Annotated in this window: 19 protein-coding genes and 1 pseudogene; 6 read left to right on the top strand and 14 right to left on the bottom strand. The window is 39.7% G+C overall.

Going from position 1 to position 15,120, the window contains the following annotated elements:
- Window positions 1-107 precede the first annotated feature (107 nt).
- Together CRO17_RS17625 and CRO17_RS13865 are read right to left on the bottom strand one after the other, a co-directional pair.
- On the bottom strand, window positions 108-248 hold the full coding sequence (locus tag CRO17_RS17625) for a hypothetical protein (protein ID WP_179637086.1): 141 nt from the start codon (window positions 246-248) through the stop codon (window positions 108-110).
- Window positions 249-264: 16 nt separating this feature from the next.
- The gene (locus tag CRO17_RS13865) at window positions 265-1,317 is read right to left on the bottom strand and encodes a tetratricopeptide repeat protein (protein ID WP_097043082.1); all 1,053 of its coding nucleotides are present in this window, start codon (window positions 1,315-1,317) and stop codon (window positions 265-267) included.
- A 463-nt stretch (window positions 1,318-1,780) separates the two neighbouring features.
- Here CRO17_RS13865 and CRO17_RS13860 point away from each other — a divergent pair, with 463 nt between their 5' ends.
- The gene (locus CRO17_RS13860; RefSeq protein ID WP_179637084.1) at window positions 1,781-2,005 is read left to right on the top strand and encodes a cupin domain-containing protein; all 225 of its coding nucleotides are present in this window, start codon (window positions 1,781-1,783) and stop codon (window positions 2,003-2,005) included.
- A 51-nt stretch (window positions 2,006-2,056) separates the two neighbouring features.
- Here CRO17_RS13860 and CRO17_RS13855 read toward each other — a convergent pair whose 3' ends face one another.
- The 6 genes and pseudogenes from CRO17_RS13855 to CRO17_RS13835 all read right to left on the bottom strand — a co-directional run bounded on the left by CRO17_RS13855 (window position 2,057) and on the right by CRO17_RS13835 (window position 5,694).
- A complete protein-coding gene (locus CRO17_RS13855; RefSeq protein WP_097043081.1) occupies window positions 2,057-3,517 on the bottom strand; it encodes an aldehyde dehydrogenase family protein in 1,461 nt (486 codons plus the stop codon).
- Between the two features lie 14 nt (window positions 3,518-3,531).
- The gene (locus CRO17_RS13850) at window positions 3,532-4,401 is read right to left on the bottom strand and encodes a methyl-accepting chemotaxis protein (RefSeq protein ID WP_097043080.1); all 870 of its coding nucleotides are present in this window, start codon (window positions 4,399-4,401) and stop codon (window positions 3,532-3,534) included.
- A gap of 231 nt (window positions 4,402-4,632) precedes the next feature.
- Window positions 4,633-4,824: a hypothetical protein gene (locus CRO17_RS13845; RefSeq protein ID WP_097043079.1), complete on the bottom strand. Its 192-nt coding sequence runs from the start codon at window positions 4,822-4,824 to the stop codon at window positions 4,633-4,635.
- 14 nt (window positions 4,825-4,838) lie between these two features.
- Window positions 4,839-5,012, bottom strand: a pseudogene (locus CRO17_RS17375) (GNAT family N-acetyltransferase); the annotation flags it as partial.
- Window positions 5,013-5,016: 4 nt separating this feature from the next.
- Complete coding sequence (locus CRO17_RS13840) at window positions 5,017-5,199, bottom strand: hypothetical protein (protein WP_097043078.1); 183 nt, start codon at window positions 5,197-5,199, stop codon at window positions 5,017-5,019.
- A 123-nt stretch (window positions 5,200-5,322) separates the two neighbouring features.
- Window positions 5,323-5,694, bottom strand: a complete 372-nt coding sequence (locus CRO17_RS13835; RefSeq protein ID WP_097043178.1) for a GNAT family N-acetyltransferase — start codon at window positions 5,692-5,694, stop codon at window positions 5,323-5,325.
- A gap of 187 nt (window positions 5,695-5,881) precedes the next feature.
- Here CRO17_RS13835 and pabB point away from each other — a divergent pair, with 187 nt between their 5' ends.
- Window positions 5,882-7,612 (top strand): aminodeoxychorismate synthase component I, encoded by a 1,731-nt coding sequence (gene pabB / locus CRO17_RS13830; RefSeq protein WP_179637082.1) that lies wholly within the window; start codon window positions 5,882-5,884, stop codon window positions 7,610-7,612.
- Here pabB and CRO17_RS13825 read toward each other — a convergent pair.
- The 6 genes from CRO17_RS13825 to CRO17_RS13800 all read right to left on the bottom strand — a co-directional run bounded on the left by CRO17_RS13825 (window position 7,609) and on the right by CRO17_RS13800 (window position 11,345).
- Window positions 7,609-8,358: a class I SAM-dependent methyltransferase gene (locus tag CRO17_RS13825; protein ID WP_097043076.1), complete on the bottom strand. Its 750-nt coding sequence runs from the start codon at window positions 8,356-8,358 to the stop codon at window positions 7,609-7,611. The two genes, pabB and CRO17_RS13825, sit on opposite strands and share 4 nt — an antisense overlap.
- A gap of 146 nt (window positions 8,359-8,504) precedes the next feature.
- A complete protein-coding gene (locus tag CRO17_RS13820; RefSeq protein ID WP_179637080.1) occupies window positions 8,505-8,963 on the bottom strand; it encodes a helix-turn-helix domain-containing protein in 459 nt (152 codons plus the stop codon).
- 177 nt (window positions 8,964-9,140) lie between these two features.
- Window positions 9,141-9,473: a hypothetical protein gene (locus CRO17_RS13815; protein WP_097043074.1), complete on the bottom strand. Its 333-nt coding sequence runs from the start codon at window positions 9,471-9,473 to the stop codon at window positions 9,141-9,143.
- 6 nt (window positions 9,474-9,479) lie between these two features.
- On the bottom strand, window positions 9,480-10,163 hold the full coding sequence (locus CRO17_RS13810) for a type 1 glutamine amidotransferase (RefSeq protein WP_097043073.1): 684 nt from the start codon (window positions 10,161-10,163) through the stop codon (window positions 9,480-9,482).
- A gap of 13 nt (window positions 10,164-10,176) precedes the next feature.
- Window positions 10,177-10,617: a GNAT family N-acetyltransferase gene (locus tag CRO17_RS13805; protein WP_097043072.1), complete on the bottom strand. Its 441-nt coding sequence runs from the start codon at window positions 10,615-10,617 to the stop codon at window positions 10,177-10,179.
- A gap of 32 nt (window positions 10,618-10,649) precedes the next feature.
- Window positions 10,650-11,345 carry an AAA family ATPase gene (locus CRO17_RS13800; protein ID WP_097043071.1) on the bottom strand — a complete coding sequence of 232 codons (696 nt, stop codon included), beginning with the start codon at window positions 11,343-11,345 and terminating at the stop codon, window positions 10,650-10,652.
- A 629-nt stretch (window positions 11,346-11,974) separates the two neighbouring features.
- On the opposite strand from CRO17_RS13800, the gene CRO17_RS13790 reads away from it, so the two are divergent.
- The 4 genes from CRO17_RS13790 (at window position 11,975) to CRO17_RS18075 (ending at window position 15,071) form a co-directional block, all read left to right on the top strand.
- Window positions 11,975-12,880 (top strand): S8 family serine peptidase, encoded by a 906-nt coding sequence (locus CRO17_RS13790; RefSeq protein ID WP_097043069.1) that lies wholly within the window; start codon window positions 11,975-11,977, stop codon window positions 12,878-12,880.
- A gap of 13 nt (window positions 12,881-12,893) precedes the next feature.
- The gene (locus CRO17_RS13785) at window positions 12,894-13,748 is read left to right on the top strand and encodes an SAR2788 family putative toxin (protein WP_097043068.1); all 855 of its coding nucleotides are present in this window, start codon (window positions 12,894-12,896) and stop codon (window positions 13,746-13,748) included.
- Window positions 13,749-13,761: 13 nt separating this feature from the next.
- Window positions 13,762-14,070, top strand: coding sequence for a hypothetical protein (locus tag CRO17_RS13780; protein ID WP_218839530.1), 309 nt, complete (start codon window positions 13,762-13,764; stop codon window positions 14,068-14,070).
- A gap of 344 nt (window positions 14,071-14,414) precedes the next feature.
- On the top strand, window positions 14,415-15,071 hold the full coding sequence (locus CRO17_RS18075; protein ID WP_179637078.1) for a tyrosine-type recombinase/integrase: 657 nt from the start codon (window positions 14,415-14,417) through the stop codon (window positions 15,069-15,071).
- Window positions 15,072-15,120: the final 49 nt, after the last annotated feature.

The following is a 15,120-nucleotide window of genomic DNA, read 5'->3' as shown; positions in this document are numbered from 1 at the left end:
GTGCGTTTCTGTAAAGTACGAAAGATAGAATCACGAAATAAGTGATTAGCATGTCTCGCTATAACGATAATTAAATGTACTTAAAGAAGACCTTGGAAAGGTCTTCTTTATTTGGCTATATTTAGTGAGAGTATGGCAGTTCCAAGATCGCCTTTTTTTTCTGCTGTTTTGTTATCATCTGCATATCCAGCTATACTGCTTAGAATAATCGTTCCTACTAGTATCAATGAGAAAACAATTTTCTTCATAATATACCCTCCTTTTTTAGATAGAAGCTAAAAGATAGTATCTTGTTGCCAGCTCGTATTGCTTAGTTTCAGTATAATGCCAGGCTAGTTCCTTTGAATAGAGTCTAACATTAAAGAAATCGTTAATTTTTCTAAAATATTCTATTCCTTCTTGCCATACGCTTTCATAGTTCATTCTATCCTCGTATTTCTTATGCAGCATTGCAAATTCCCATTTCATTGTAAGATTATCATTTTCAATGCTTTTCTGGAAACCTTCAGTATAGGCTTCTACAGCTTTTGAAGACTCATTGGTTTTCCAATAAGAATCAGCTAACAAATATAAAATCTTTAAATGGATACGTTCTTGTTTATCCATACGCGCTTCTTCCAGATAGCGAATAGCGGTTTCCGGTAATTCACGCTGCACATACAGAAGTCCAAGGTTGAGGTTAGTAGTGGTTATAAAACTCTGATTGTCTATATTTTTGTAAGATGCCAATGCTCTATGAAGGTGTTCTTCCGACATTTCAAAGTTATGAAGATCCATGTAATTCATGCCTTGCAACATTTCTGCCCGGGCAAGAAGAAACTCAAATGTTTTATATGGTTTTAGGGATTCTATTGCTCTTTCTGCATGTAAAGCAGACAAAGTAGTTATATCAAGAAAATAATAAGTCATGGCTTTACGAAGGTGAAATTCACCTATCTCTACCGGATTATTTAATTGATTTAGATATTTTTCAGCCTTCTCAAAGCAATTAAGAGCTTCTGGGTAATGTTTTTCGTCATAGAATAGTATTCCTTCTGCTAGGTGTAGATAATATTTGTGGGTATTCTTAAAGTGGACTAGGTGCTTTTTTGCATTGTCAATCGCAGCAGCGCTATTCACGAGGTGTTTTTGCATTAAGTAGAAGCGACTTTCTAGCAGAAAAAAATCAATAAGAGTATCTATAGAGAAGTCATTGGAAAATCCTTTTAAGCGGTCGTGAATACTGGCTGCAGCATCTCTTTTATCAAGACGAATACTGATAGACCAATTATCCAATTCAGCTGAAACGTTGACATGATCATAGATATTATGGCTCATATTGCAACCCTCCTTCAAAGTTGTTATCTATGAATCAATTTTACCATTTACTGCATCTTTATGTATTGGGAATCTTCGTTCTTTAACATCTATTAAAACAAGGCTATGGGAGGTGAGGTTTCCTATTCTATTACTTGTGAAATGTAGTTTATATCGGTTTAAGCCTTTTTGGGCATTGAACCCAAAGACGATTGATTCAAAAAAACGGATCAATACGCTTCGGCAGCTGCGCGCTTGTTGCTATAACCGTCGTGCTTCCTTCTCTATCCATCGTATTTCCATTATAACCAGTGGCTAAAAACCGGCGGCAAGGGCGACACATCACCAAGCAGTAACGGCAAAGCCAAGTAGGCTAAGGGAGCATAAGAAAGCACAAATCGCTTTCTAACGACTTCACTCGTTCCTGCTAGATTCTGCCGCAAGTCGCTATCTTCGCTTTGCTGCGACAGCTTAAAGAAATGATTTGGAAAGACATCCAACTACCGATCAAATCCTTCGTGCCGAATCTGGTCACGGACTAGTTCAGATGGGAGCACAGAGAGAACATTTGAATTTTCAGCAATATGTCCAAGACGACTTTGCTATTCTTGTGCCTGCAGGCATGTGGCACAATCTTATTTACGCACCGCCAGAGCATCCCTACGGAACGATTCACCGTACCAAACAAGACACCATGGCTGCTGAATAACAGGAAGAACGTAAAAGACCAACAGCCTTCGAGCTGTTGGTCTCACTTTCATTAGCTATACGGGTACTGTCTGCGATCATGCTGAATGCTGATCCATTTAGTTGTTGTAAATGCATCCAGACTCCACTCACCATTCAAGCGGCCAAGACCGGAATTTTTCACACCGCCAAATGCTACAGTTGGTTCGTCATTTATCGTACCATCGTTAATATGAATCATGCCGGTATCCATCTGCTTCGCAAGCTCTGCGCCGCGCTCAACATCTCTGGTGTGAATAGCACCGCTTAAACCATAATCACTGTTGTTCGCATATGCTAGTACTTCTTCATCACTTGTCACTTTCATAATCGATACAACAGGTGCAAATAACTCTTCATTTGCAAGCGTCATATCAGGTGTAACGTCACCGAAGACAACCGGCTCCACGATGTTGCCTTCCACTTTTCCTTTGATAAGCGGTGTTGCGCCTTCTTCGATGCCTTTCTCAATCAAAGCTACCGTTGTTTTCACTTGCTGCTCATTAATAAGCGGTCCGATGATCGTGCTCGGATCTTTTGGATCACCGCATGTGAGTGTGGAAACCTTCGCTATGTACTTTTCAACAAATTCATCGTACACATCTTCATGCACAAGCAAACGGTTAGCAGACATACAGATTTGGCCTTGATGTGTGAAACGGCTGAATACAGCTGCACTTACCGCAAGTTCCATATCTGCATCTTCTAAAACGACTAAAGCACTGTTGCCGCCTAGCTCTAGATGCGCTTCTTTTAAATTCTTACCAGCTACCATTCCGATATGTTTCCCTACTTTCGTAGAGCCTGTGAAGGACACAGCACGCGGTATTTTATGCTCCACAAAGTTATCGCCAATTTCGCTGATTTCTGTCACGATGACATTCAGCAACCCTTTAGGAAGACCTGCTTCTTCGAAAAGCTTAGCAATCATTGTTCCGCCAGTAATGGCAGTATGTTCATGCGGTTTTAACACAACACCATTTCCAGAAGCCAATGCAGTTGCTACTGATTTCATAGATAGGAAGAATGGGAAGTTAAAAGGGCTGATAACACCGACAACACCAACCGGTACGCGGTAAACACGATTCTCTTTGCCATCAATTGGCGACGGAAGAATTTGGCCATTCATGCGAAATGGGAATGTTGAAGCTTCTTTGATGATATTTGTTACAAGACCGATTTCGAATTCAGCTTTTAATCTTGTCCCGCCGATTTCCTCTATAATAGTCGCAACAAACGCTTCATGATTTGCTTCGATGTATGCAACAGCCTTTTCGAATACGGCACGCTGGGCAACAGGATTTGTTTTCGCCCATTCCTTTTGCACACGAGCTGATGCTTCATATGCTTCGTTTAAGTCGTCCAAGCTAGCAGCTTGATAAGCAGCGATAATATCACCGTTATATGGATTGCGATTCTCCATTTTCACACTGCTCTGGCCTTCGCGCCATTCACCGTTAATATATTGACTGTTCAAATGCTTGAAATTATCCATGTTGGTCACCTCTATTAGTCTTTGATTGAAACGTTATCTTTTGCTAGTTGTGCAAGCGTGTGTACATTGCCATTGATTTCTTCCATCGTAGCTGTCAGTTCTTCAATCGCAGCAGATTGTGTATCAGATTCTGCATTTGCTTCTTGGATGGAATTGCTCAGCTTAGCAATATGCGATTTGATTTGTTCCGTAATTTGGTGAATTTCTGTTACTTGGTCCTTGGACCCAGCCGCCATCTTACGGATCTCATCTGCAACCACACTGAAGCCTCGGCCATGCTCACCCGCGCGCGCTGACTCAATAGCAGCATTCAAGCCGAGCAAGTTGCTCTGATCAGCAATGCCTTTAACCACGTTGGACACTTCTTCAATTGTGTCGACACTATCAGTTACTTCGGAAGCTTTACGGGATATATATGTCATACCTTCTGCCAAACCGGAAATAGACTTCGCCATGTCTTGAATAGTAGCAGTTACATCACCGATTACGCCCGATAAGTTCGTAGCAATAGAAGACAACTGATTGGCACTCTCAATACTTAAACCAACACCGACACCGCCGATAACATTACCTGCCTCATCATGAAGCGGAATGGCACGTGCAATAATACTCACACCGAAAAGCTCTTCTGGCACGACAGCAGATTGATTCTTATTCTGACGAATTGCTGCTGCTACGATGTCACCATCTACTAAAGGATCACCAGGTGTCACATTCAATGAAAATGTCTTAGCTGGAAAATTGATGATTAGTTTCTCTGTATTATAAATACCAATGGTGACATCTTCATTTATCAGGTCCTGTAAAAAAGGGCCCACTTTCACAAAAGCGTCCAACATCGGGTGCAATGTCTGCTCCGCCTGTTCTTGTAATTGTATGCTCATGGAATCATTCTCCTGTTCATAGTTTTTAACTCTATTACTATATATCGACATTACCACGTATTTGTAAAGGAATATTGGTAAAAAAGGAATGGGGCTGTTCTAATAACAATAGGAATAAAGGTTCACAAATGAACAGAATAGCTTTATATTTCGTTCATTAACTAGCAGACAGCTCTTAATAGAGCATACAAAAAACCAGCTGATTGGTATTCCTCCCATCAGCTGGTTTTATTATCTTCTAGTCTTTCTTCTTTCACGCGCCCTCACCGTACGCCAGTATCCAACCTGGAATAAGACAACACCGATTATGATAATAGCTATTCCCGTTATAACAGCAACCTTATCATTAATTTCCCAAAATAGAATTAAGAGAATACCGATGATCTCCAACAGAACAGCGGTTATCATAAAACCTTTATTCACCTATACCCTCTCCTTCACATGAGGTCTCGAGGGTTAATCATAGCAAGAGTTTGATGATCCTGCCACTTTCCATTAATTTTAACATTCTACTTGTCAATTCCTTCTTTATGAAAGCCTGCTTTTAGCAGCACTTTAATGGACCCTAGGTTATGCGGCATCACGCCCGCCTCTATGCGGTGAAATGGCAATTAGCTAATACTCGCTCTTACCACTAAGGCGAAGTACATACATCGTCAAAGAAAGTACGATTGCTGTACAGATGAGCAAATCAGAGATCCACAATACATATCCATCTAAATTCAACCGAATACCAACCAGATAAATACATGAAAATACCCAAAAACCTACTTCTTTTAATACGTGAATTGTCCGCACGTGTAACTCCTCCTAAAAGGTTATACTTTTTCATACGGAGGAATAATGGAAAAAGTTCCAATTATTGCATGACTATTTTCCATGATATGATATACATGCATGAGAGGTATACGAATCTCCTAACTATACATTTCTTTTAAACACATAACTCACTTTATCGTAGCCCATCTTCTCTTCATAAAAGCGATGTGCTCCCTCACGTTGCAAACCCGATGACAGCGAAACGCTATTATACTGGTTTTGTGCCGCCCATTCTTGAACAAAGGTAAGCAATTTTTCTCCATAACCTTTCGAACGCTTTTGGTTGTCGGTAACGAAATCACACACCCACACAAACCGGCCATAATACAAGGTGATCATTGGCTTAAAGCCCACTACCGCAGCAATCTCGCCATCGTCATACAAGGCAAATAGTTTATATCGCTCTTTTTCTTGCGCCTCCGCCACTAACTCAAGGTAAGTATCTCTATCCAAGTGCGTTCGTAATTGGTTCATTATTGGGTATGCTTGAAGTATTTGATCAGACGTTCTTAATTCTTTGATAGCTTTCCGAAGCAGATTAATCACTCCTTTTATCAGCACTGCTAGGAATGAGCGCCTTATTCATCGCATTTTTTCGTTAAAAATGAGTTTACTAGAGTTCCTCATATGAGATACTAATACAGCAAGAAAGGAGATGCTTATGTACGCTTATTTTAATTTTGCTGATGCAGCTGGTCAGACCCAGCATCGGCAATTCACAGAGCAGCATACGTTGTTAACAGCCCATACAATTGACGAAGTTATTCCCTGCTTAGAGCAGGTGCAAGCATATACGGACCGCGGATATTACGCAGCAGGGTTTCTTTCTTATGAAGCAGCTGGAGCTTTTGATTCCAGTTATATGACAACCCCTGGCTCCCAGCTTCCTCTATTACAATTTGGCATTTATAAGCATTTTATCGCTGCGCAGCCAGAACCACTAGATTCTGCACCAGAAAAGTTAAACTGGCAGCCAGCAATTGAAAAGGCAGCATACGAAAAAGCTATTCAAACTATTAAGGAAGAAATCGCCGCAGGCAATACGTATCAAACAAATTATACGATGCGTTTGCGAACACCGTTTACCGGCGATCCTGCAGCTTTATTCCGCCAAATGCAGCGGGCGCAGCGGGCTGATTACACTGCCTACCTGGCGTGGGAAAATCATGCCATCCTCTCTGCTTCTCCGGAATTATTTTTCCGTTGGGACGGTAAACAAATACACACAAAGCCGATGAAAGGAACAATCAAACGCGGCCTTACATATGCTGAAGATCTCAAGAATCGGGAAACGCTCATACAATCGGTAAAGGATCGTGCAGAGAATGTCATGATTGTAGATTTATTGCGTAATGATATCAGCCGGGTTGCCAAGCTGGGCACTGTACAAGTTCCGGCTCTGTTTACCATTGAGAAATATCCAACTGTTTACCAGATGACATCAACGGTAACAGCAGACACAGCCCCGGGAATAACCATTACCGATATTATGCGCTCCCTTTTCCCTTGCGGCTCAATTACTGGTGCACCGAAAGCAAGTACGATGAAAGTCATAACCGATCTTGAACAGGAACCTCGTGAAGTATATTGCGGTGCAATTGGTTATATGACACCCGGTGGAGAAGCAGTCTTTAACGTACCAATTCGTACAGCCATCATTAATCAGAAACAGAAACAAGCGACTTACAGTGTTGGCGGAGGCATCACATGGGACTCGACTAGCAATGGAGAATATGAGGAGGCACTTGCGAAATCCTCCGTACTGCAGGAAAAGCTTCCTGCATTCGATCTTTTAGAAACAATTAAATACGAAGACGGCAATTACACTTTACTAGCAAAACATATCCAGCGGTTTCTTCAGTCTGCTGATTATTTCAGCATACAGCTGCAAGAAGCGGACGTTCGGCAGCATTTGCAGCAGCACCAGTTAAAGCACCCTGGTGAGTCCCATCGAATTCGCCTATTAGCGGATCAAACCGGAAAATTGAAACTTACGTATAGTGGAATGCCAGAACCGATAAATACTAAGCAACCATTTAAGCTAGCAGCCACCCCAATTGATCGGAACAATCGATTTTATTATCATAAAACGACTTACCGGGATATGTATGCCATGCACAAACAAGACCAGTCCCAACTGTTTGATACGCTGCTTTGGAATGAAGCTGGCGAACTGACTGAATTCACCATTGGCAACCTTGTCATCGAACAGGATGGCAGATTGCTTACACCACCTGTTGCTAGTGGTCTTTTGCCAGGCACATTACGGGAAGAATTGCTTGAAAACGGTAAAATCGAAGAAGTTGTTTTGACAAAAAAAACCCTGCAAACTGCTTCTCGTATTTGGCTGATTAACAGTGTACGAGGATGGATAGAAATGGAGCTCGTCTAGTAAAGACGAGCTGACTTTTTCGCTTTTAGAATAATAAAGGAAGGCCGGCGCAGTTCATGTGCAATTGGCGGCAACTGCGCAATGGCATGGTCATCTGGAATTGGTTCGTTGACTTCAAGCAGGCTGAAACCATTATGCAGCAATCCATTGCATAACGCAGCAAAGGATCGATGGTAATAAACAACACCATCTACAAACCAAGCTGCCTCACGTCTGCCTTCTTCTTGATAATTATCTACCGCGAAGTGAAGCCTGTTCCCTTCTTCATCCTCAATCCACTTCTTCCCTGTTTTTCGGGCTGTTACAATTGGATGTTCTGATGAGAATAATAGAATGCCATCATCTTTTAAGGCTGAATGAATCGAGTGAATAACTTTATCGTAGTTGGCTACATAATGCATGACGAGGGAACTTACTGCAATATCGTAATGCGCTTTCGCAAACACTGCATCCTCCAATGATGTCTGCACATAATCAATCGCTGGATGCGCATTTCTCTTTTTCGCTTCCTGCAGCATGTTTGAAGACGGGTCAATTGCGGTTACGCTCGCTGCCCCATTTTCCATACAATACATAGCCAGATCACCCATTCCGCAGCCAATATCCAATACATGCTTTTCTTTCAAATCTGGCAGCATGCTTTTCATTTGCGGCTGTTCCATGAGTTCATTGTAGTTAACTGGATTCTCGCGCAATTCTTTATAACTCTCAAAAAAGACCGCATTATCATAAATATTCTGTTTCATATAATGCCTCCTCATCTAAAATCGAATACACTTTTATTTTAGTATCAAATTAAAAAAACACTAGACTTATAATTCTGACTTTTGTATCATTTAGATTGAGGCGTATCTTCTTTAAGGTAAGAAAAGAGATCACAAGAGTGATCCGCTTAAGCCTTTTTCTTCTTAAGCTTCTCCATCTCTTTTTTCATTTGTTTCTTCAGCTGTTTGAACAGCTTTTCCCTCTCTTTCTTTACTGCTTTTTTTACTGCATGAGAGACAATCTTCTCTAATTCATCTGCGTTTAATACTTGAGAATCAACCTTCTCCGATTCATTTGACGCCAATACCGGATCTTCCAATTCCTTGGCAGGTTGTTCTGTCAATTTGTCATAACCAGTCAGCTGCTGAATTGCGTCTGCAAAAGTTCGCTTCTCTGCTAGTAATCTCTTTAATTCATCTAACGTCGTAAGATCTTTCTCTGTATAAATCCGCTGCCCTTTGCTATTCCGTTTGAACGGGTAATGAGCGCTTTCCAGTGCAATTGCCCATCGCCGTAATGTCGAAGTTGTCACCTCTAATGAAGCAGCTAAATCCTTTGCCGTGTACTGTATCTCTTGTTCAGACAAATTTACTCCCCCTTGACTATGTATGGTGGAAACTATTTCCTACAGTATACTATAGCCTGTATGGAATCCCAACAATGGCATACTTATTTCAATCCTCACTACTGACAGCCCAAAATGACACCGAATTGCCATGGTGAATTCCCCTTCCTTATTATTCTAAATTAAAAGCTGCCAGCCTTACCGCCCGGCAGTTCCATACAATAAACATAGATTTGATGGCTGATAGGTTATCGTAAACGAAGGTAACGCTTCTCGCAATTTGGCAACTAGCACTTCCCCTTTCTGGTTAAAAACTCCTTCTGTTTTATCTGCGTCATTTTTGAGTAAATCACTATCCCAGTCAATCCACTTACCAAAATCTCTAGTCCAATCTTCTAACTGTTGCTTTAAGTCTCCAGATACCGGCAACTCATCCACATCTAAGTTCACTTTACATACTGCACACCAAACTGCATCTCCAAAATCCGCTTCTATTAATAGATTTGTTGTTTTTCCACAGCTGCATTCCATCTGCTTTTACTTCCTTTCTTGCTGTTGTACGAGGGAATCCAACAGCTGGTAAAGCACCTTTTTATTAATTGTCGGGATATGGGCAGACAGCATAGTCTTCCCACTTTGAACATATTTGCCATGATCAATATTGTTTTGATCATGCGTGATTAACTTGATTATGCTTTCCTCTGTCATTTCCAAGTGGAATTGCAACCCTATTACAAAATCTTTATAGATAAAACCTTGATTCTCACATGCTGTATTACCAAAAAGTCTAATTGCTCCGTCTGGTAAGGAAAATTGCTCTCCATGCCAATGAAAAGCCGTCATCTGATCAGGCAGGAAAGAAGAAAAATGCTGGGTGAAAGTCTGAATTGGATGCCATCCTACTTCCTTATATTCTCCCTGAAAAATGTCTGCTCCTATTGCTTTGGCTATTTGCTGGGCTCCTAGACAGATACCAAAAATCGGCTGCTGTTTTGAGATTAGCTCTCGAATCAGATCACGTTCCGCTTCTAACCAATGCTCGGTATCATTTGCGCTCATCGGTCCGCCTAAGATAATGAGCATGGTTACGTCTATTGCAGCTGGAAGTACCGCCTCCTCGTACAAATGATGGATACGAAAATGATGTCCCCGATCTTGTCCCCAATCTTCTATAGCGGCCAGCCCTTCAAACGGGACGTGCTGCAATACATCAATTAGCATCTGCTTCCTCCTCTTATAAGTTCAGCTCATAATGATAAAATTGCTGATCACGCACATATCCTTTTCGCTCGTATAGTCGTTGTGCTTTTTCATTATCTGGAGCTGTACTCAGCGCGATGCTAGCAGCACCCGTTTCCATTGCCAAAGCCATAGCTGCATCAAGCAGTTTCTCTCCCACGCCTTTTTTCCTGCTGCTTTCGGCTACAAATAAATCGTTTAAGATCCAAGCCCGCTTCATACCAATCGAAGAATATGTAGGATAAAGCTGAACAAAACCAACGTATCTTTCTTCATCTTTTGCTAGGAATATAACAGATTCCTGTTTTTCCATTCTTTCTGTTAAGTAAGCCTCTGCCCCGTTAAGGTCAGATGCTTGTTTATAGAACTGGCGGTACTGGTCAAATAATGCTGCTGTTTGTTTTACGTCTTGCAAAGCTGCTTTTGTAATTTTCATATTTTTACCCCTTCGATATCTTCTACTGTTTTTCATTTTTGAAATAGATGATGTAAAAGGCTGCCTCTATCCTCAAAAAACTGCTTCATAATTCGATAATGCTGCGTGTTTTCCAGCCGTGTGTCTGCAATTCCTTCTGCATCCAGCTCAAAAATTTTTGCGTCCGGATAAGCCATTAAAAGCGGAGCATGTGTTGAGATAATGAATTGTGAACCTTGTTCTACCAGCTCATCTATTCGGGCAAGCATGGACAATTGGCGGATGGGCGATAATGCTGCTTCCGGTTCATCCAGTATGTAAAGACCGTTTCCGCTAAAACGTTCCATGAAAGCAGCAAAAAATGCCTCCCCATGTGATTGCTCATGAAGAGACTTCCCCCCATAAGAATCAATTATTCTCCGAGAGCTTCCGGGCTCTTGATCAAGCTTTTCAATTTGTGTTGCCACGTTATAAAACGTCTCTGCTCGGAAAAAGTAACCATCACGAGGTCGGTTACTACCGCGGACAACCTGCATAAATTCATGCAAATTAGAATGCGAGGCATAACTCGAAAACGAGAAGTTCTTTGACCCGCCTTCTAGGTTAAATCCAAGCGCAACAGCCAGCGCTTCAAGCAGCGTAGATTTTCCCACCCCATTTTCTCCAACAATATAAGTTACATTGGGATGAAACGAGAGTTTTCCTAGTTTTTGGATTATCGGCAGCGTGAACGGGAAATGATTAGGCAGCGGGGATTTTTCTTTTACATCATTTGTCTCACATACTGATTCATCTCATCTAATCTCATACGATTCCACCTATCTTCATAGCCAAAAGTTTTATTCCTAGAAAGGAAGAATAGAGTCATGCGAGAATACATCCTGTTTGCTATACTAATTATCTTGTTTTTAGCGGTCATTCTGTTCACCCGCTACTTGAATAAACCCGTAAAAGGTCTATTTGTTGTTTACTATCTAGCGCTTGGTATTTTATTTATTATCGTCGAGGAACGTATCGATAACAATCTTATTATTTGCGTTGTTAACGCATTATATCAACTTCTTATTCTCCGTTGTATGTCCTACTTAAAAATTCTTTTTATATCCTCAGCGGTTGTTGTTGTTTTACCTCTTCCCCCTTCTAGAACTTTGTGGATTGTAGTCACCTTCTATAGACAAATATTTACTATAGGTTTTTAAGCAAATAATGACTAATTCAATCTATCCCTTTCCATTAGTTTTTTTCTATTAACGGGGACTAAAGACACACAAAAGACATACTAGAATAGTAGATTTGTATGTGGTCATTACACATATTTACCGGTTTCATAACAATTTTGCAATATATAATTTATAAACTATACAGATGGGATAAATAAATGAAACATAAAACAAACTTAGTAATCATTCTATTATTGGTATTTTGTAGTGGTTGTCAAAAAGGAGAAGTAAAAACCTATTCATGGAAGTTCAGCGATTGTGGGGAAAACTGGGCACTATGTCTTTTGTATCCAGAAGAAGAAAATAAGATGTATTCATTGAAGGAACCTATTAAAGTAGCCGTTCTAGATAGTGGTGTTAATACAGATTTGAGTGTATTTAAGGATATGAATGTAGAATCATATAGCGCAATCGACGGAGAAAACCCTGATATTGATGATTTTGGCCATGGTACAGCTATAGCAGGTCTAATATCCTACCCTTACTACCTAAATAGAGATAAAGGAGTAAATATAAAGTTGTTAAATGTAAAAGTCTTAAACGATAAAGGGGGTGGTAAAGTTGAAGATATTGTCAAAGGAATTGAGTGGAGCATTAAACAAGATGCAGACATTATAAATATGAGCTTTGGTTTTCAGAAAGATAATCCTAAACTAAAATCGGCTATCGATTTAGCTATCGAGAATAATATTACTATCATCTCTTCAGCTGGCAACAATATAGGGCTATCTACAGATTATCCAGCTGCATATAAAGACGTTATATCAATCTCGTCTATAAACAAGGACATGAAAAGGGACAATTTAACATCGAAAGGTAAGGTGGATTTTGTGAGTCCAGGTGTGAATCTTGCAGTGTTTAAGCCTGATGGTACCAAGGATGTTGCAAGTGGTACATCACTAGCGACAGCATTAGCTACCGGTATTGTGGCAAATCTTATGACAAGGGAACAATTTGAGCGCCCGGAAGAGGTAAAACAATATTTAACAAAGAATGCAATTCCCTTAGGCGAAAAAAAAGCAGAGAACAGCTATGGATTAGGTTTAATTAGATATGATAAGTAAAGGGGAAAATTATATGAAACAGTTTATTGTAGTAATCTTAGCAATCTTTATATTTTCTAGCTTAGCTCCGAGTTACGCATCGGCACTAAGTAGTCAAAATAGTAAAGAACTGACTACTTCAGAAGAACCTAGTAATCAAGTTGAAGGCGAAACTTTGGAACTTGAGGATACATCTGTTGAGATTCAGAGCAATGAAGAAAACGATACGGCATACATAGATACAACTATAAATAGCGAGAACTTAGATGTACAAAGTGAATTAGAGCTAGATTTAGATGAAGGCGGAATGCTATTAAATGTTGAATCGGAAGATGAAAATGGTGAAATCCAAAGTCAGGAATATGAAGTTGTTATCCATGATATAAATGGAGAAGATTTTAAAGCTTCTCTTTTTGATACTACAACAGGTGAAGAATATGAAGTTAATACCGAAGAATTGCAAGCGTCTTGGATACCTTTGGTAATAATTGCTATTCACGCAGCCCGGTTTGGGGTCAAATATGCTATTAAGAAATATGGAAAATCAGCTGTTTCTAAAGCTACAAAGCAATATGGTAAGAAAGCAAGTGCTAGTAGTTTAAAGAAGGTGAAATTCGCTAATAGCAAGACGTTTGATCGTCATTGGAGAGATCATAAAAAAGAATTCCCGGGTTATACAAAAAATAGGTATCTAACTCGAGCGCAATCTCTTGCAGGAACAACCGGAAAACACATACTTACCAAAAAACGTTCCAATGGAGATATACTTAAATACAATAAAAATACTAATGAGTTGCTTATATTAAATAAAAACGATACTATAAAAACTCTTTTCAAACCAAAACATCCTAATAAATCAGCGGGATATCAGTACTTTAAGAAACAATAAAGAGGTGAATTTTTTGAATTATATTTGTCCAGTATGTGGATTTGAAAGCTTGCTCGAGCCTGCTTATAATGAATTTGATGAGGCATCATATGAGATTTGTTTATGCTGTCAGTTTCAATTTGGTGTGGATGACGATGTTGAATTAGATAATGGAGAATTTATGAAGAGAGAAGATACTCTTAAGCTGTACAGAACAAAATGGCTTAAAGACGGTGCTAGGGTATTTGATCCTTCTGATTATCCCGAAGAATTTCAAAGTGACGGAAAAGTGAAACCGGAAGCTTTGAGGAGACAACTAAAAAACATAAATATTGTATTATAAACAATATTGAAAGAATCAGGTATCTTTACCTGATTCTTTTATATGTAAAAATATAAACATTTATATTCTATTATCATAACTCCCTGCTGATTAAACAAAAATGATACTTAAAAACACTCTTTAAACCTGCATCACATGAAATTTGTTCTTTTTCAATTTGGATCTGATGATGATGATGTTGTGGGAGATGATGGTGAATTTATAAGAAGGGAAGCTGCTCACAAACTGTATAGAGCAGATTGGATTGAATCTAGGGCTGAGGTGTTCTCTCCTAAGGTCTATCCTACAGATCTGCAGTAAGGTGATAAAGTAAAACCAGAAGCATTAATGTTACATCGTATTATGTGAAGGATCCAATACACACTTATTTTAAGTCAGCTAGTGTAAATCACAAAGACAGACCTAATAGAGACCTAAATTCTACAGAAGCACTTCAACTTCTTTCCTATTATAAGGAGCATCCGATACTTCATTGTATATTCTCTATATTATTGACCACGGGGGCCAGGGTAAGAGAATTATGCCAGGCTAAGGTAAAGGATCTTAGTTATGATGAAGGTGTGTATTGGTTAAATGTCATAGGAAAAGGGGGAGAAAAAAGAGACCTACTAATTCATCCGAATGTATTCGATACAATAACAAGATTTCGGCAAAGAAGAGGAATGGATACTTTACTAAGTCCTTCAGATGATAGTCCTCTTCTAACTACAGCTAATGGAAAGCCATACACATATAAATATCTTTCTAACTATATAGGAAAGGCAATTGACCGTACAAATCTGCCTTTTCTGAAGTACAAGGAACAGACCGTGAGAGCTCATACATTGAGGCATGGGTTTGCAATCATAAGTGCAGAACAAGGTGAAGATGTCTTTAGGATAATGCAGGCACTAGGACATAAGAAAATCGAGACCACCTTTATATATCTAGAACGACATGCAGCAAGAAGGAATCATGTCGGACATGCTTGGAAGAATTCTACGATAATGGAGTCGACATAATCTAAAAGTGAAATTTTGGATGTTGCTAGGGAGCTCTCAGACGCAATTA

It is taken from the genome of Terribacillus aidingensis (assembly GCF_900215625.1).
Classification (GTDB): Bacteria; Bacillota; Bacilli; order Bacillales; family Amphibacillaceae; genus Terribacillus; species Terribacillus aidingensis.
This window is presented reverse-complemented; position numbering and strand designations above follow the sequence as displayed.